Source organism: Mesorhizobium kowhaii (genome assembly GCF_042431665.1).
Taxonomy (GTDB): Bacteria; Pseudomonadota; Alphaproteobacteria; order Rhizobiales; family Rhizobiaceae; genus Mesorhizobium; species Mesorhizobium kowhaii.
In genome coordinates this window covers 145,802-162,880 of record NZ_JBHLYT010000176.1, presented here as the reverse complement: position 1 = coordinate 162,880, position 17,079 = coordinate 145,802, and the positions used below count along the sequence as shown (strand labels likewise).

The 17,079-nt window shown below is 64.6% G+C and carries 14 protein-coding genes; 5 read left to right on the top strand and 9 right to left on the bottom strand.

Features of this window, described 5'->3' with window-relative positions:
• Position 1 precedes the first annotated feature (1 nt).
• Positions 2 to 1,282: an ABC transporter permease gene (locus tag ACFFNA_RS37795; RefSeq protein WP_378925221.1), complete on the top strand. Its 1,281-nt coding sequence runs from the start codon at positions 2 to 4 to the stop codon at positions 1,280 to 1,282.
• Positions 1,283 to 1,284: 2 nt separating this feature from the next.
• The gene (locus ACFFNA_RS37790; RefSeq protein WP_378925219.1) at positions 1,285 to 2,112 is read left to right on the top strand and encodes an ABC transporter permease; all 828 of its coding nucleotides are present in this window, start codon (positions 1,285 to 1,287) and stop codon (positions 2,110 to 2,112) included.
• 19 nt (positions 2,113 to 2,131) lie between these two features.
• Here the strand turns inward: ACFFNA_RS37790 and epmA are convergent, their stop codons facing one another.
• Positions 2,132 to 3,184: an EF-P lysine aminoacylase EpmA gene (epmA, locus tag ACFFNA_RS37785; protein WP_378925217.1), complete on the bottom strand. Its 1,053-nt coding sequence runs from the start codon at positions 3,182 to 3,184 to the stop codon at positions 2,132 to 2,134.
• 113 nt (positions 3,185 to 3,297) lie between these two features.
• On the opposite strand from epmA, the gene efp reads away from it, so the two are divergent.
• Both efp and ACFFNA_RS37775 read left to right on the top strand, forming a co-directional pair.
• On the top strand, positions 3,298 to 3,867 hold the full coding sequence (gene efp, locus ACFFNA_RS37780) for an elongation factor P (RefSeq protein WP_027038615.1): 570 nt from the start codon (positions 3,298 to 3,300) through the stop codon (positions 3,865 to 3,867).
• A 242-nt stretch (positions 3,868 to 4,109) separates the two neighbouring features.
• Positions 4,110 to 4,652, top strand: coding sequence for a dihydrofolate reductase family protein (locus tag ACFFNA_RS37775; protein ID WP_378925214.1), 543 nt, complete (start codon positions 4,110 to 4,112; stop codon positions 4,650 to 4,652).
• A gap of 70 nt (positions 4,653 to 4,722) precedes the next feature.
• Here the strand turns inward: ACFFNA_RS37775 and ACFFNA_RS37770 are convergent, their stop codons facing one another.
• The 5 genes from ACFFNA_RS37770 to ACFFNA_RS37750 all read right to left on the bottom strand — a co-directional run bounded on the left by ACFFNA_RS37770 (position 4,723) and on the right by ACFFNA_RS37750 (position 11,365).
• Positions 4,723 to 5,592, bottom strand: a complete 870-nt coding sequence (locus ACFFNA_RS37770) for a patatin-like phospholipase family protein (RefSeq protein ID WP_378925212.1) — start codon at positions 5,590 to 5,592, stop codon at positions 4,723 to 4,725.
• Positions 5,589 to 6,959: a M16 family metallopeptidase gene (locus ACFFNA_RS37765; RefSeq protein ID WP_378925210.1), complete on the bottom strand. Its 1,371-nt coding sequence runs from the start codon at positions 6,957 to 6,959 to the stop codon at positions 5,589 to 5,591. The genes ACFFNA_RS37770 and ACFFNA_RS37765 overlap by 4 nt, the downstream gene beginning before the upstream one ends.
• A 146-nt stretch (positions 6,960 to 7,105) precedes the next feature.
• Positions 7,106 to 8,494, bottom strand: a complete 1,389-nt coding sequence (locus tag ACFFNA_RS37760; protein ID WP_378925209.1) for a M16 family metallopeptidase — start codon at positions 8,492 to 8,494, stop codon at positions 7,106 to 7,108.
• 119 nt (positions 8,495 to 8,613) lie between these two features.
• Entirely contained in the window at positions 8,614 to 9,168 is a 555-nt protein-coding gene (gene rsmD, locus ACFFNA_RS37755; RefSeq protein ID WP_378925207.1) for a 16S rRNA (guanine(966)-N(2))-methyltransferase RsmD, read from the bottom strand.
• A gap of 13 nt (positions 9,169 to 9,181) precedes the next feature.
• Positions 9,182 to 11,365, bottom strand: a complete 2,184-nt coding sequence (locus tag ACFFNA_RS37750; RefSeq protein WP_378925205.1) for a pseudouridine synthase — start codon at positions 11,363 to 11,365, stop codon at positions 9,182 to 9,184.
• Positions 11,366 to 11,607: 242 nt separating this feature from the next.
• Between ACFFNA_RS37750 and ACFFNA_RS37745 the strand changes: the two genes are divergently transcribed.
• A complete protein-coding gene (locus tag ACFFNA_RS37745; protein ID WP_111545874.1) occupies positions 11,608 to 12,057 on the top strand; it encodes a nucleoside deaminase in 450 nt (149 codons plus the stop codon).
• Between the two features lie 49 nt (positions 12,058 to 12,106).
• Here ACFFNA_RS37745 and ACFFNA_RS37740 read toward each other — a convergent pair whose 3' ends face one another.
• The 3 genes from ACFFNA_RS37740 to ACFFNA_RS37730 all read right to left on the bottom strand — a co-directional run bounded on the left by ACFFNA_RS37740 (position 12,107) and on the right by ACFFNA_RS37730 (position 17,076).
• Positions 12,107 to 12,787, bottom strand: a complete 681-nt coding sequence (locus ACFFNA_RS37740) for a hypothetical protein (RefSeq protein ID WP_111545875.1) — start codon at positions 12,785 to 12,787, stop codon at positions 12,107 to 12,109.
• A gap of 218 nt (positions 12,788 to 13,005) precedes the next feature.
• Complete coding sequence (gene ileS, locus ACFFNA_RS37735) at positions 13,006 to 15,978, bottom strand: isoleucine--tRNA ligase (protein WP_378925203.1); 2,973 nt, start codon at positions 15,976 to 15,978, stop codon at positions 13,006 to 13,008.
• A gap of 291 nt (positions 15,979 to 16,269) precedes the next feature.
• Positions 16,270 to 17,076, bottom strand: coding sequence for a MipA/OmpV family protein (locus ACFFNA_RS37730; RefSeq protein ID WP_378925201.1), 807 nt, complete (start codon positions 17,074 to 17,076; stop codon positions 16,270 to 16,272).
• Positions 17,077 to 17,079: the final 3 nt, after the last annotated feature.

Genomic DNA, 17,079 nt, shown 5'->3' with positions numbered 1-17,079 from the left:
GATGTCGGCGCTGCAGCCCAGCGAACTCGACCGGCCTCCGCTGGCCCGTGGCCGGTCAGCCGCCGACGCCGATTTCAAGTCGGTGTCGGCGGCGCTTCGCCGGGCCGATTTCGGCGACCGGCTTCGCTCGCTGGCGCTGGCGGCGCCGCTGCTGGTGCTTCTGGCGCTGAGCTTCGGCATCCCGATCGTGCTTTTACTGTCGCGGGCCGTCTACGACCCGACGATTGCCAATGCCTTGCCGCAGACTGCCCAGGCGCTTAGCGGCTGGAACGGCCAGGGCCTGCCCGATGACGCTGCCTTCGTGGCTCTCGCCGCGGATCTCAGGAGCAGCCAGGCCAAGGGCACCGCCTACGAACTTGCCAAGAGCCTGAACGCCCGCCTGCCCGGCGCGCGCAGCCAGGTGCTGAAGACGGTGCGCCAGCTGGAAGGCGCCGGTGACAAGCCGCCGCTCGAGGTGATGAAATCGGTGCCGTTCTGGTCGCAGCCCGGCACCTGGCCTTCTATTGCCAACGGCACCCACAGCATCACCTCGTTCTATCTCATGAGCGCGCTTGACCTGCGCTGGAACAATGATGGCGGCATCGAACGCGTGCCGCCCGAACAGGCGATCTTCCTGCAGGTGTTCATGCGGACATTCTTCGTCGCCGCCGCGGTGACGCTGGCGACGCTGATCCTGGGCTTTCCGCTGGCCTATCTCATCGCCAGCGTGCCGAAAGGCCTAGCCGCCATCCTTATCGTCGCGGTGCTGCTGCCGTTCTGGACATCGATCCTGGTGCGCACCGCCGCCTGGACGGTGCTTTTGCAGAAATTCGGTCTGGTCAACGACCTGCTGTTGTGGTTCGGCGTTGCCGAGGTCCGGCTCGACCTGATGTACAGCCGCATCGGCCTGATCATCGCCATGACCCACATCCAGCTGCCGTTCACGCTGCTGCCGATCTACAGCGTCATGCGCACCATCCAGCCGTCGCAGATGAAGGCTGCCTATTCGCTCGGCGCAAAACCCTTCACCGCGTTCAGCCGCGTCTATCTTCCGCAGGTTTTTCCAGGCGTCATGGCCGGCTGCCTGCTGACCTTCATCCTGTGCCTCGGCTACTACATCACGCCGGCGCTGATCGGCGGCGCAAGCGACCAGCTGATCAGCAACTTCATCGCCAACTACGTCAATGTCGAGCTGAACTGGGAGATGGCGGCGGCACTCAGCTTCATCCTGCTGGTGTTCACGCTGGCACTGTTCGGCATCTTCGCCCGCATCCTCGGCCTCGACCGCCTCAAGCTGGTGTAGCCATGCTCCTGTCTCCCTACCCAACGCTTGGAGAACGCATCCGCATCGGGCTGCTGTGGCTTTGGTGCGGCCTGGTCATCCTGTTCCTGATCGTGCCGATCCTGATCCCGGTACCGCTGTCGTTCAACAGCGGCACCTTCTTCATCTTTCCACTGGAGGGGATTTCGACGCGCTGGTACGAAGTCGTGCTCGGCACCCAGCGCTGGCAGGCGGCAATCGGCAACAGCCTGATCGTCGCTTTCGGCACGACGCTGATCGCGACGGCGCTGGGCACGCTCACCGCAATCGCGCTGTCCGACGACAAATTTCCCTGCCGCCGCATCGTCATGTCGCTGCTCTTGTCGCCGCTTATCGTGCCGGTGGTGATCACCGCTGTCGGCTCGTACCTGTTCTACGCCCGCGTCGGCCTGGCCAGCACCTATGCAGGCATCATCCTGGCGCACACTGCGCTTGCCAGCCCCTTCGTCGTCGTCACCGTAGGGGCGAGCCTGACCGGCTTCGACCGCAATCTGATGCGCGCCGCCGCCATCTCCGGGGCGAAACCGGTGACCTCGTTCTTCCGGGTGATGCTGCCGCTGATCCTGCCCGGTGTGCTTTCGGGTGCTGCGTTTGCCTTCGTCACCTCGTTCGACGAGGTGGTGGTCGTGCAGTTCCTGGCCAGCGCCAACCAGCGCACCATGCCGCTCGAAATGTTCATCGGGCTCCGCGAAAAACTGTCCCCGGCGATCACCGCCGCGGCGACGCTGATGATGGGGCTTTCCATCGTGCTCTTGGTCGTCGCCAATCTTCTGGCGCGGCGCAGCCAGCGGCGACCGGTTGCAGGCGCTTAGCTCGGTCCGAAACTTCCCCTCAGGCCACCGGCGTCCAGATGACGTCCTCGATTTTCTGTGCGCCGGTCGCCAGCATCGCCAGCCGGTCGAAGCCGAGCGCGATGCCGCTGGCCTGCGGCATGATGGCGAGGGCGGCGAGAAAATCCTCATCCAGCGGATAGCGCTCGCCATAGATGCGCTCTTTCTCGTCCATCTCGATGATGAAGCGCCGGCGTTGCTCATCGGCATCGGTCAGCTCGCCAAAGCCGTTGGCGAGTTCAACACCGCAGCAATAGAGCTCGAAGCGCTCGGCGACGCGCGCATCCCTGGGGCTAGGCCGCGCCAAAGCCGCCTCGGCCAGCGGATACTCGCACAGGATGGTCGCCCGCCCCTGCCCGAGGAACGGCTCGACCTTTTCCACCATCACCCGGCTGAACAAATCGGCCCAGCTGTCATCAGGCGCGGTGCGCAGCCCGGCCCGGACCAGGGCGGCGTAAAGAGCGTCGCGATCGGTGACGCCGTCGGCGGCGACCGTGGCGAGCAGATCGATGCCGGCGTGGCGGCTGAAAGCGTCCGCCACCGTCAGCCGTTCCGGCTCGGCAAACGGGTCGCAGTCGCGGCCCCGGAAAGAAAAGCGCATCGCCCCAGCCCTTGTCGCCGCCAGCGCCAGAAGGGCCGCGCAATCCTGCATCAGGCTCTCATAGGCCTCACCCACCCGGTACCATTCGAGCATGGTGAATTCGGGATGGTGCAAGGGGCCGCGCTCGCGGTTGCGGTAGACCGGACCGAGGCTGAAGATGCGCTGTTCGCCGGCGGCGAGCAGCTTCTTGCAGGCGAATTCCGGCGAGGTGTGGAGATAAAGCGGCGACCGCGTGCCGTCCGGCCCGATCGCTTGCGTGGCGAAAGCCGCCAGATGCGCCTCGTTGCCGGGCGAGACCTGCAGGGCCGCGGTTTCCACCTCGACGAAGTCGCGCCGGGCGAACCAGTCGCGCAGGCTGGCGGCGATGGCGTTGCGCAGCATCAGCCGCGGGCGGCGGTCGGCGTGGACATGCGGCGTCCACCAGGGCGAGGCATCGGGCGACGTATCGTTCATGGGGCTCAGATCATATGGAATGGGGCTGGCGGTTGCGGCCAAGATGCGCTAGTTCGCAGCGGACGGCTGCTGAAGCCGATTTGTACCAATCAACCATTTCAGGATTGTAAGCCGTGGTGAAAGTCATCGCCAGTTCGCTCCGCAAAGGCAATGTCGTCGACAAGGATGGCAAGCTTTATGTGATCCTCTTTGCCGAAAACATCCACCCAGGCAAGGGCACGCCGGTGACGCAGCTCGACATGCGCCGCATCGGCGACGGGGTGAAGGTTTCGGAGCGCTATCGTACCACCGAGCAGGTGGAGCGCGCCTATGTGGAGGAGCGCGAGCACACGTTCCTCTATCGCGACGGCGAAGGTTTTCATTTCATGAACCCGGAAAGCTACGACCAGGTGGCGGTGTCGGAAGCCGTGGTCGGCGACATGGCGCCTTACCTGTTGGAAGGCATGGCCGTGCAGGTGTCACAGTTCAACGGCATTGCCATTTCACTGGTGCTGCCGCAGCGTGCTACCTTCGAAGTGGTGGAAACCGAGCCGACGACCAAGGGACAGACGGCCTCGTCGTCCTACAAGCCGGCCGTGCTTTCCAACGGCGTGCGCACGCTGGTGCCGCCACACATCGCCCCCGGCACCCGCGTGGTGGTGATGACGGCGGATGGGGCGTATGTGGAGCGCGCGAAGGACTGAGACGCCTTCGCTCATAAGCCCTTTGGGCTATCGTCAATGATCAGGTACCGTTAGGTACGCCGGCGAAGCGCAGATTCCGCATCACTGCTTAAAGCAGTGCTCGCGGGGTTTTCCTATGCGTATCGGTCTTTCGTAAGCTCGCGCTTAAAGCCCACCCTCTAACAAAGCACCGCGATATTTTTCACGAAGCGTGTCGCAGATGGCCCCCTCGGTTCGTCCTCTGACGGAAGAAGGAGAACCCCATGCGAAAACTTATCGTCACCGAATTCATCAGCGTCGATGGCATTGCCGAGGTGGAGAAGCTGCCCGGCGTGACCTGGAATGACGAGATGAACAGGTTCAAGGAGGACGAGCTTGCCGACAGCGGCGCCATGCTTTTGGGGCGCGCGACCTATGAGATCTTTGCTGGCTCATGGCCCAAGGAAACCGGAGATTTTGCCGACCGGTTCAACGCGCTGCCGAAATATGTCGCCTCGACCAGCCTGAAGGCGCTCGACTGGAAGCCGGCCGAATTCCTGAAGGGACCCCTGCCGGAAGCGGTCAGGACGCTGATGCAAGGCAGCGGCGGCAACATCTATGTGCATGGCAGCCTCAGCGTCGCGCAGGAATTGCTGCGTCACGGTCTGGTCGACCGCGTCAGGCTGCTCAGCTACCCCGGCGCCGTCGGCCAAGGCAAACCGCTATTCCCCGCCGGCGAGCCAGTAGCGCTCGAGCTGATTTCGGCCACGCCGTTCAGCAATGGCGTTGTGGCGCTGGAGTATGCGCCTGTGGCGGCGAAGGCGTAGTTGGCTTCCATGCTTGTATGACAACAGCGCTCGACCCTAGATGATCGATCGCCGACGTCGTGCCCGCCCCTTATCCGGCCTTCTTCCCTCGCCTCCCCTTGACGGCAGCGCCATTTCTAGCCTCCAGCACCCGCTCCACCTGCCGCTTGAGCTCGTCCTTGATGTCGGCCGTCTCGTTCATCAAAGCGTCGATCTTCAGGAAATCGAGCACGCGGAATTTCGACACCGCCGGGCGGACCAGGATGTCGGGGCGGCACTGCTTCAGCTTGTTGGCGATGATCGACTGCATCATCAGTTGCGTGGCGCCGAACATCAGGTCGACGGAGGTCGGCTGCTTGCGATCGGCTTCTTCCGGCGCGCCGACCACGTCGACGCCGATGATGATGTCTGCGTCGTTCTCTATCAGGTCGAACGGCACCGGGTTGTAGATGCCGCCGTCGATCAGCAGCCTTCCGTCGCGCATCACCGGGCGGAACACGGCGGGTATCGCCGCCGACGCGGCAAGCGCCGAGTGCAGGTCGCCGTCGTCGAACACGGCGAGCTTGTGGCCGAAATAGTCCGTCGCGGTCACCTTCAGCGGGATCTTGAGCTCGGCGAAGGTTTCGGGAATGGCCTCGGGCAGGAAGGCCTTCAGGATGCGCTCGACATTGAACTGGCTGACACGGATGCCATTCTGCATGGCTTCCGCGATGGTGCCCGGCCGTGCCCGCCACATGCGGCTCGCCACTTCGGCGCGGCGGCCGAGGATCGAGCGGGCATAGTCGTGGATGTCCTTGCCGGTCATGCCCGCGGCCATGCCGGCGCCCATGATGGCGCCGATCGACGAGCCGGCTATGGCCACCGGCCTGATGCCCAGTTCGTCCAGCGCCTCGATGACGTGGATATGCGCCAACCCGCGCGCGCCGCCGCCGCCAAAGGCGATGCCGAAGGTTGGGCTCATCCCTTGCCGGCCCCGGCCAGTTTCGGTCCGATGACCATGATGGTCGGCTCAGTCGACAGCAGCTGTTTCGCCGCCGCCTTGACCTGATCGAGCGTCACCGCGTTGATGTAGCCGGCGCGGCGCTGCATGTAGTCGATGCCGAGATCGTCGAGCTGCAGCTCGACCAGCGTCGCGGCGATGGAACTCGAAGAGTCCAGATTGTTGATGGCGTAGGCGCCGATCATGTATTTCTTGGTCGCCGCCAGTTCCGCTTCGGTCGGGCCTTCCTCGGCCAGCCGCTTGACCACGTCGCGGACGATGCCCAGCGTCTCGGCCGCCCGATCCGACCGGGTCCCGGTGCTGACGACCAGCGCGTCGGCGTGGTCCTGGTTGATCAGCGAAGAGTTGACGCTGTAGGCCAGCCCGCGCTTTTCGCGCACCTCCTGGAACAGGCGCGAGGTGAAGGTGCCGCCGCCGAGGATCTCGTTCATCAGCACGGCGGCAAAGAAATCCGGCGCCTTGCGCTTCACGCCGGGATAGGCCAGCTGGAGCGCGGTTTGCGGCAGGTCGTAATCGACCTCGACATGCTGCGCCAGCTTCGGGTCGACATCGGCCACGGGAGCGAGCGCCTGGTTCTGCGGCAGGTCGCCGAACACCATGTCGAGCTTCTTCTTCAGCGTCTCGGGATCGATGGCGCCGACCACGGCGACATGCAGGCCGCCGCGCGCAAAAACCGCCTTGTGCAAGGCTTTCAAATCATCCGGCGTGATGGTGGCGATGCTCTGCCTGGTGCCCTGGTCGGAGCGGGAATAGGGATGGTCGCCATAGAGTGCGCGCGCCCATTTGTTCTGCGCGACCGTGTCGGGATCGTTCTCGCCGGCGATGATGCCGGACAGGATCTGGGCGCGGATGCGGTCGATCGGCAGCTGGTCGAAGCGCGGCTCGTTGACCGCCAGCCGCAACAGGTCGAACGCCTCGTCGCGCTGCTCGGCCAGCATGCGCATCGAGCCATAGATGCCGTCGCGGCTCTCGTCGAAGCTCATCTCGGCGCCGGCATCGTCGAGCTTGATCTGGAAGGATTCGCTGTCGAGCGGGCCGGCACCTTCGTCGAACAGACCGGTCATCAGATTGGCCAAGCCCTCCTTGCCGACAGGATCCTGCGTCGAGCCGCCGCCGAAGACGAAGCGGATGGCGACGATCGGCACGGAATAGTCCTCGACCAGCCAGGCGGTGATGCCCTTTGGCGAGGTGATGGACTGGATGTCCATGGCGCGCGCCGTGAGCGCCGGCAGGATCAGGAAGAGGATGGAGAGGAAGAGTGTTGCGAGGGCGCGCCATGCAGCAATCGTCGGCAGCGACCAATTGCGGAACTCGGCGCTCCCCCTCACCCAGCCTCCGCTTCGCTCGGCTGACCTCTCCCCAAGGAGAGGAGTTTGCCAGCGCTGGCGCCAGCTTCTTCTCCCCAGCGGGGAGAAGGTGGCCGCGAAGCGGCCGGATGAGGGGGCTGTCTCGCTCATGGGGATCGAATTCATGATCAATTCCCCACCTGTTGCTGCGGCAGCAGGTAGCCCGTCGTCGACCGGTCGAGCACCAGATAGCGCGCGGCGACGGCCTTCACCTCGTCGGCGGTGACCTTGCGGATGCGGTCGGGCCATTGCTGGACGTCCTGGACGTTGCCGCCGGTGGCCAATGTCGAGCCGTAGATGTTGGCCATGGAATCCTGCTTGTCGCGGGCAAAGATCATTGAGCGCACATAGCGGTCCTTGGCCTTTTCCAGCTCTGCCGGCGTGACGCCGTCCCTGACGATGCGCGCCACCTCGGCATCGACCGCCGCTTCGACGTCGGCGAGCTTGGCGTCGCCGCGCGGGGCGCCATAGACGGTGAAATTGGTGTCGTCGAGCATCGTGCCCTGGAAATAGGCACCGGCGTTGGACGCGATGCCTTGCTGGACGACGAGTGCCTGGTAGAGCCGGCTGCGGTTGCCGCCGCCGAGGATTTCCGCCAGCAGGTCGAGCGCTTCCGCCTCGCCCGGCTTGCCGGAATGATAGGACGGCACCACCCACTGGGTTGAAAAATTCGGCACGCTGACGCGGGCATCGGAGAGGGTGACCGTGCGCTTGGTGTTCTGCTCCGGCTCGACCGGGCGGATGCGCGGCGGCAGATCGGGGCCACGCGCCACCTTGCCATAGGTCTTCTCGGCCAGCGCCCTCACTGTGTCCGGCTCGACATCGCCGGCCACGATCAGCACGGCGTTGTTGGGCCGATAATATTTGTCGTAGAAGGCGGTGGCATCGGTCCGGTTCAGCTGCTCCATCTCCTGCATCCAGCCGATGACCGGAATGCGGTAAGGCTGGTTCTGCCACAGCGTGGCGTCGACTTCCTCGTCCAGCACCGCCTCGGGATTGTTGTCGATGCGCGAGCGGCGCTCTTCGAGGATGACGTCGCGCTCGGTCTTGATGACATCGTCGGTGAGGATGAGGTTGCGCATGCGGTCGGCCTCGAAGCTCATCATCAGCTCGAGCGCCGACGGCGCCACCGTCTCGTGGAAGGCGGTGTAGTCGTAGGAGGTGAAGGCGTTGTTGGAGCCGCCGATGTCGGAGATGGCGCGGTCGAACTCGCCGGCCGCATGGTGGGTCGTCGCCTTGAACATCAGATGCTCGAAGAAATGGGCGATGCCGGATTTGCCGGGCGGTTCGTCGGCGCTGCCGATTTTGTACCACACCATGTGGGTGACGATCGGCGCGCGGTGATCGGGGATAACGACGACCTCCATGCCGTTGTCGAGCAGGAAATCCGTCACCTTGAACTCGTTCGGCGTCGTGTTGGGCAACACGGTGCCGTCCGCCAGCACCGGGCCGGTCATGGTGAAAGCCAGCGATGTCGCCAGCAGCGTTGCGCGCAGCCATTCAACCCTGGATGTCATCAATGGCTCCGATTTCCTAGCAGGACGATAGGCAAGGTGCTGCCGACAAGCAAAGTGAATTGTTCGTCATGTTGCCGGCAAAGGCGGCGGCAAAGAGGCCGGCCTGGATGCAAGGCGTATCACGCAACCTCGATAAACCGGATCACGGTCTCGCCGTAACTGCGCTCGTCCAGCACGGAGAAGCCGGGGCCTGGCTCGAAGGGCGCCACAGCCGCCTCCTCGACCACGCACAGCGCGCCGGGGCGAAGCCAGCCGCCAGCCCTGGCCGACTGCAAGGCGCGCTCGCCGAGGCCTTTGCCGTAAGGCGGATCGGCGAAGACGAGGCCGAAAGGTGCGAGCGTGCCGGCCTCGCCAAGGCCGGTGGCATCGCGGCGGAATATCTTGGTGCGGCCGGTCAGGCCGAACGCCTCGACATTGTCGCGGATCAGGCCACGGCCTTCGGCCGATTCCTCGATGAAGACGCCGTAGGAGGCACCGCGCGACAGCGCTTCGAGACCGAGCGCGCCGGTGCCGGCGAACAGGTCGAGCACGCGCGCCCCCTCCAGTTGCTCCGCAAAGCGATGCGCCAGCACGTTGAAGACGGCCTCGCGGGTGCGATCGGTCGTCGGGCGGATAGCGCTGCTGCGGGGTGTCGCCAGGGGACGCCCGCGAAACTCACCGCCGACAATCCTCATTAGAATCCGGGCCTCATTTCGTCCTGGGACCCTTGGGGCCGCTGCGCGGCCGTTCGCCGCCACCGGCGCCGCCCGGACGCTCGCCACGCGGCTTGCCAAACGGCTTGGCGCCGGCCGGTTTGCCATAGGAGGGCTTGAACGAAGCCTTGCGCGCCTTGGCGTCAGCCGCCTTGGCGGCGTCAGCCTCAGCCCTGCCCTTGCCGATCGGCCGCGCGCCCGGTGCCATCCAGACATTGGCCTTGCGCTGGCCGGGCGGCTCGATCGGCCGCTGCTCGCGCTCGGATTTCTTGCCACCGCCCGGCTTGCCACCAAAACCACCGCGCGGCTTGTCACCAAAGCCGCCACGGGGCTTGTCACCAAAGCTGCGTTCGGGTCTCGGACCGCGTTCGCCATAGCTCTTTTCCGGCCCGGCGCCCCTGTCGGGACTTGTCGACAGCTTGCCCAGTGCCTCGTCGCGGCTGCCTTCACGGCGCTTGCGGTTCTTGATCAGCCCGCCCTCGCCGATCGGCCGGCGTTCGCCGTCGCGGGTGAATTTCGGCCGTTCCGGCTCCGGCTCGCGAATCTCGGTGCGCCGCACCGGCTTGTTGGAAAACGGCTTTGAAATCTCGGCATCGAAATTGGCGCCTGATTCCTCGACAAGACGCTCGCCAAGCTGGTCGCGCAGCACCCGGCCCTTGATCTCCAGCACATGGCCCTCGGCGAGGTCATCGAGCTGGAACGGCCCGTAGGAGATGCGGATCAGCCGAGTCACATCGAGACCAAGCGAACCGAGGATGTTCCTGACTTCGCGGTTCTTGCCTTCGCGCAGGCCGATGGTCAGCCAGGCATTGGTGCCTTGCTCACGGTCGAGCGTCGCTTCGATGGCGCCGTAAAAGACGCCGTCGACGGCAATGCCTTCACGCAGGCCGGCAAGCGCGCTTTCCTCGACCTTGCCGTGGACGCGCACGCGGTAGCGGCGCAGCCAGCCGGTGGCCGGCAGTTCGAGCACGCGCGACAAGCCGCCATCATTGGTGAGCAGCAGCAGGCCTTCGGTGTTGATGTCGAGACGGCCGATGGTCATCAGCCGCGGCAATTCAGCCGGCAGCACGTCGAAGACGGTCTTGCGGCCCTCGGGATCGCGGTTGGTGGTGACGACGCCGGCCGGCTTGTGGAACAGGAACAGGCGTGTGCGCTCGATCGGTGGGATTTCCATGCCGTCGAGATGGATGATGTCGTCGGGCATGACGTTGAAAGCCGGCGAGGTCAGCGCCCGGCCATTGACCTTGACGCGGCCGGCGGCGATCAGCTCCTCGGCGTCGCGGCGCGAAGCAAGGCCGGCACGCGCCAGCCGCTTGGCGATGCGCTCGCCTGCCTCTTCCGTCACTTCCGCGGAACGTGGACGCGGCTTGAAGCCAGCACCCGATGCCCCCTGCGGCCGATCGCTGAAGTCGCGTTTGGGGCGGTCACCACCGAAGTCACGCTTGGGGCGATCTGCGAAATCGCGCTTGGGGCGGTCAGCGAAGTCACTCTGCGCGCGGCCAAAATCTCGCTTGGGACGGTCGAAGCGCTTTTCGCCGCCCTCCGCCGCCGCAGCAGCCGGACGATCGCCGCGCGGTGCATAAGGCTTGCGCGGCCCTTCGCGCTTTTCATACGGCTTGCGTTCACCTTCGGCCGCCATCGGTCGGTCGCCACGTGGCGCATAGGGCTTGCGCGGCCCTTCGCGCTTTTCATATGGCTTGCGCTCGCCTTCGGCGGCCATCGGGCGGTCGCCGCGCGGTGCGTAGGGCTTGCGCGGCCCTTCGCGCTTTTCATATGGCTTGCGCTCACCTTCGGCCGCCATCGGGCGGTCGCCACGTGGCGCATAGGGTTTGCGCGGCGCTTCGCGCTTTTCATAAGGCTTGCGCTCGCCTTCGGCCGCCATCGGGCGGTCGCCACGCGGTGCGTAGGGCTTGCGTGGTCCCTCGCGCTTCTCAAAAGGCTTGCCTTCGGGACGCGGCCTCTTGCTGAATGGCTTGTCGCCGCCCTTGAAGTCGCGCTTCGGCCGCTCGCCTTCGGCCGCCACCGGCCGATCGCCGCGCGGTGCGTAAGGTTTCTTGGCGCCAAAGGACGGCTTGCCGCCTTTGCCGGCGGCGTCATCGCGGCTGCGCGGTCCCGAAGCTTTCGAGCCGCTCCTGACCGGACCCTTTTTGGGTCGGAACTTCTTGTCGCTGTCGTCCATGTGGCCTTTGTCCGTTTGCGCTGCTACAGCGTGGCGCATCCTTTTGGGCGCGCAACGAACGCTGTAGCACTTTTGATTTGGCGCATGATCATTTCCGAAAACCGAGTCCGATTTTCGAGGTTATGCGCTCAATAACAGGATCACCGGAGTTTGTCAGGGAAAAGTGGACACCGGTTTTTCCGGGAAGACAAACGAAAACCAAAAGCCTGGAGTGGCGAGGAGATAATCGGAATGGATATCGCGTGAAGCGGCCGGATTTCATGGCGCTGGCGCTGAAAGAGGCTGAAGGCGCCGCCTTGCGCGGCGAAGTGCCGGTCGGCGCCGTGATCGCCAGGGGCGGCACGGTCGTTGCCAGCGCTGGTAACCGCACCCGCGAGCTTGCCGATCCGACGGCGCACGCCGAGATGCTGGTCATCCGCGAGGCCTGCCGCAAACTCTCGAGCGAGCGGCTCACCGGCCATGATCTCTATGTGACGCTGGAACCTTGCGCCATGTGCGCCGGCGCCATTTCCTTCGCCCGGCTGCGCCGGCTCTATTTCGGCGCCGCCGACGACAAGGGCGGCGCGGTGATCAATGGCGCGCGCTTCTTCGCCTCGCCGACCTGCCACCACGCGCCCGATATCTATCCGGGCATGGGCGAGACCGAAGCGGCCCTGCTGCTCAAAGGATTTTTCCGGGAGCGGCGCGACTGACCCGGGCGCAGCGCCCGGCAACGCAAAAGCAACGAAGCGTAGCCCGTCTTTACAGCGACGGCAGCCAGTCGAACCAGCCGCTGCCCTTCTTGCCTTCCGCCTCTTTCTTGAGACGGCGTTGCTTCTTGTATTCGTCCTCGCCAAGCTGATCTTGCGGCGCGGTGCTGGCCGCGACGCGATACTGCACCGGCGGTTCGCTCAGATATTTGCGGGTGTTCGGGTCGCCCTGCTTGCTTTCGGCAAGGCGGCGCTGGATCTCGGCGGCACGGCCGGTGTCGGAATCGGCTGGACTCCAGCGCGGCGGGTGGCTCGATCCCGAATCCGCCATCGCCTTCTTGATCGATGCTGGATCGGTCTGCACGTCGTCGACGATCTCTGACTGATAAGCCGGATCGTTCTGATGGGCGGTGGCGTCGGCGCGCAGGCGGGCGCGGCGCTGCTCTGGCGATTCGGGCCATTCGGCGCTCGCCGTCTCGATGCTGTCCTGCGGTGCCGGCAGCGCTTCCTTCTGGCCTGGGGCCGGCTTGACCAGCGTCGGACGCGGCTTGTAGTCGATCTGTTCCTTGCGCTTCGGCGCAAACGAAAAGGCGCTGGAAATATCGCCGGCCAGCTGTTCGCCGGCGGTCTTGTCGGTGCCATAGGTCGGAGAGCCCATGCAGCCGGACAAAGCGAGGCCCGATGCGACAAGTGGCGCCAGCAGCGCCAGGCGCGCGTTATATCTCTCGGTCATGCCAAAAAGTCCCACTCTAGACAGCCTCTCGATTGCCACCGGCCTTTATGTCCGGTTCCCCATCGTCCAAGCACTTGCGACGGAAATCCGGCGACAATTTGTCTTCCGGAGTTTCGCGTGTTTACCTCAACCACTCGTTAAGGGCAACGCGCGGGCGGTTTTCGCCCGCCCGGCGTGGCATTTGTGCACCGATAGAGCCTTTCTGATAGGCCGGCCCATCAAAGCCGGCCAAGCGCCTTCAACTCGTGCAGCACCGCCGCATCGCGCGCCGAAACGTCGGGAAACGCAGCGTCCTGTCCGACATCGGCGGTGTAGCGCCAGGACCGTGCGCATTTCACCAGGCCACGGTCCTCGGCCTTCTCGACCACCACGGCGACACCCCTGACGTCGTCGAGCGTGAAGGCACCAGCCGGCGCCTCGCCATGAGCGATGACCAGATCGCTGGTGATCGCCATCTCGGCCATGTCGACATCGGATATCGCCGCTTCGAGCGCTGCATCGTTGATGGTGACGACGGGCACCGCTTCCAGCGACGAACCGATCACCTTCTGAGCACGTGCGATCTCCAGCGCACCGGTGACGACGCGTCGCACCTGCCGCACCTTGCGCCACTTTTCCGCCAGCGCCTCGTTCTTCCAGTCGGCCGGGATTTGCGGGAACTGGTCGAGATGCACCGAGACGTCGTCCGGATGACGGTCGAGCCAGGCTTCTTCCATGGTGAAAGGCAGCATCGGCGCCAGCCATTTCACCAGGCAGTCGAAGAGATGGCGCACGACCTGCACCGAGGCCTTGCGCTTCACGCTCGACGGCCCGTCACAGTAGAGGGCATCCTTGCGGATGTCGAAATAGAAGGCCGAGAGTTCCACCACCATGAAATCAAGCAGCGTGCGCGTGATGCGCTTGAATTCGAAAGCGTCGTAGCCCGAGCGCACGACTTCATCCAGCTCGGCCAGCCGGTGCAGCATCAGCCGCTCCAGCTCCGGCATCTTGTCCAGCGGCACCTCCTCGCCATCGTCATGCGCAAGCGTGCCCAGCATCCAGCGGATGGTGTTGCGCAGCTTGCGATAGGCGTCGATGTTGGTCTGCAGCACATTCTTGCCGAGCCGCTGGTCTTCCCAGTAGTCGGTCGTCACCACCCACAGGCGCAGGATGTCGGCACCCGACTGCTTGATGACGTCCTGCGGCACGACGGTGTTGCCGAGCGACTTCGACATCTTGCGCCCGTCCTCGTCCATGGTGAAGCCATGGGTGACGACGGTGTCGTAAGGCGCCCTGCCCCTGGTGCCGCAGCTTTCCAGCAGCGAGGAGTGAAACCAGCCGCGATGCTGGTCTGAGCCTTCAAGATAGACGTCGGCCGGCCATTTCAGGTCAGGACGATCCTCCAGCGTAAAGGCGTGCGTCGAGCCCGAGTCGAACCAGACGTCGAGGATGTCCATCACCTGCTTCCACATGGATGCATCGTGATTGCCAAGGAAACGCTCCTTGGCGCCGGCGGCGAACCAGGCGTCGGCGCCCTCCTGCTCGAAGGCGTCCATGATGCGCTGGTTGACCGCCTCGTCCTTCAGCACATTGCCGTCGGCATCAGCGAAGACGGCGATCGGCACGCCCCAGGCGCGCTGGCGCGACAGCACCCAGTCGGGGCGCTCCTCGATCATGGCGCGGATGCGGTTCTGGCCGGCGGCGGGCACGAAACGGGTGTCGTCGATCGCCCTCAGCGCGCGGCTGCGCAACGTCGAGCCGTCGCCGAGGTCCTTGTCCATATAGACAAACCACTGCGGCGTGTTGCGGAAGATGATCGGTTTTTTGGATCGCCACGAATGCGGATAGCTGTGCTTCAGCCGGCCACGCGCAAACAGCGCGTTGCGCTTGATCAGCTCATCGATGACCGCCTGGTTGGCGTTGCCCTTCTTGCCATTGTCGTCGATGACGCGTGCGGCTCCGTCCTCGCGGTCCGGGCCAAAACCCGGCGCGTCCTTGGTGAAGAAGCCGCCATCGTCGACGGCGAACGGAATGGCGCTGTCGATGCCGCGCGCGCGCAGATCCGCCGCGGCATCCATCCAGGCGTCAAAGTCCTCGCGGCCGTGGCCGGGCGCGGTGTGGACGAAGCCGGTGCCGGCGTCGTCGGTGACATGGTCGCCGGCGAGCATGGGCACGGGGAACTCATAGCCGCCGCCAAAACCCTTGAACGGGTGCGAAAGCGTAAGACTTCCAAGCTCTTGCGCCGAAACACTGCGAAGCCGATCCAAGGTGACCTTGGCCTTGGCAGCGGACTCGTCGGCCAGCGCGTCGGCGAAGATCAGCTTTTCGCCCGACTGTGGGCCGAACGCATTCTCGGCCGCCGTGACCTCGTAGAGGCCATAGCTGATGCGTGGCGAATAGTTGACGGCGCGGTTGCCTGGGATCGTCCATGGCGTCGTCGTCCAGATGACGACGTGGGCCTGCAACAGATCCAGCGTCCCCTCTGTCAGTTTGGTCGCGCCATCATCGACAGGCCGGACCAGGCTGACGACGGGAAACTTCACCCAAATCGTGTCGGACTCGTAATCCTGGTACTCGACCTCGGCCTCGGCAAGCGCCGTGCGTTCGACCACACTCCACATCACCGGCTTGGAGCCGCGATAGAGCTGGCCCGACATGGCAAACTTCAGCAGTTCGCCGGCGATGCGTGACTCGGCATGGAAAGCCATCGTCGTATAGGGATTCTTGAAGTCGCCGATGACGCCGAGCCGCTGGAACTCGCCGCCCTGCACCGTGATCCAGTGCGCGGCGAACTCGCGGCATTCCCGGCGGAACTCGTTGACCGGAACCTCGTCCTTGTTCTTGCCCTTGGCGCGATACTGCTCCTCGATCTTCCATTCGATCGGCAGGCCATGGCAGTCCCAGCCTGGCACGTAGTTCGAGTCATAGCCGCGCATCTGGAACGAGCGGGTGATGACGTCCTTGAGGATCTTGTTCAGCGCATGGCCGATATGGATATTGCCGTTGGCGTAGGGCGGACCGTCATGCAGCACGTATTTGGTGCGGCCGGCCGCGCTCTCGCGCAGCTTGCGGTAGAGATCCATGTCCTGCCAGCGCTGGACCAGCAGCGGCTCCTTTTCGGGCAAGCCGGCGCGCATCGGGAAATCCGTCTGCGGCAAATAAAGCGTCTTGGAATAGTCGATTGTTGAATTACTGGGCGTTTCGTCGGTCATTGGTCTGCCATGTGCATGCCCGGCGGCGAAGGGCTCGGGCGTTGAAGTCTTTGCTTTGACGCATATCGATTTCCCAAAACCGAAGCCACTTTTGGGCGAAATGCGTTGATGATCTGGAAAAAGCGCGAGAGGCCGCACGCAAGATTCCCGGCGGCTCCGGCGACCCTCAGGCCGCCCGGAACACCGGGCCGGTAATTCGTATCGTCAGCGCGTGAAGGCGCGAAAAGCTCGTCATCGGTGGGCTTTTAGCGGAGATAGGCGCAGGAATAAAGTGTCTCTCGTTCGATTCGATTACATCGTAAAATCGAAGCGGTAGGTGGTCGACACGCCGATCACGAACTGATTGCGGTCGCCGCGTTCCCTGACCAGGCTGGAATCGGCCGCCGGTCCCATCAGGCGCGAATATTCACCGAACAGGCTGGCGGTCATCGGCTCCGTCACCTTCCAGGTTATGGCGCCACCGAGGCCGGTCGATTTCAGCCCGCCGCCGGGATGATATTCGCTGAGGCCTGAGGCGACGGCCTCCTGCGCGTCGACGCCGTAATAGGCGTCGAAATACTTGGCCGAGGCGAACGACACACGCGGTCCGCCCGAAATCCTGATTGTTGGCGTCACATCGTAGAAGGCGTCAGCGGCGATATCGGCGACAAAGCCGTTATGGGCGCGAATGCCGTGGCGCAGTTCGGCGCGGGCGCGCAGCCAATCGGTCGGATAGAATTCGAAGAAGCCGCCGACCTCGCCACCCCAGCGAACCGGATCGAGGCCCTTCAGTTCATCGGCATTGTCGTCGTCACGGGAAAACAGGAACTTGCCGGTCAGACCGGCGCGAACGCCGCCATCGTCGATCAGCGCCAGCGAGATGTTGTCGTTGCGTGAGGTGAAGCGGGCCGCCGGTCCTGCCTTGCCCAGCGAGATGATCGGCGAGGCGCTGAGCAGGTATTTCTTGCCGCCCTCGAAATTCGGCGCGATCATGCCGGTGGCGCCAACGGTCAGATACCAGTCGCCGGACAGCCAGCTGCCCTCGCCCGCATTGGCAGCGCCCGCGCCACCCAGCACCGCAGCGGCCAACACCACAGAGATTTTTCCGACCGGACTCATGGC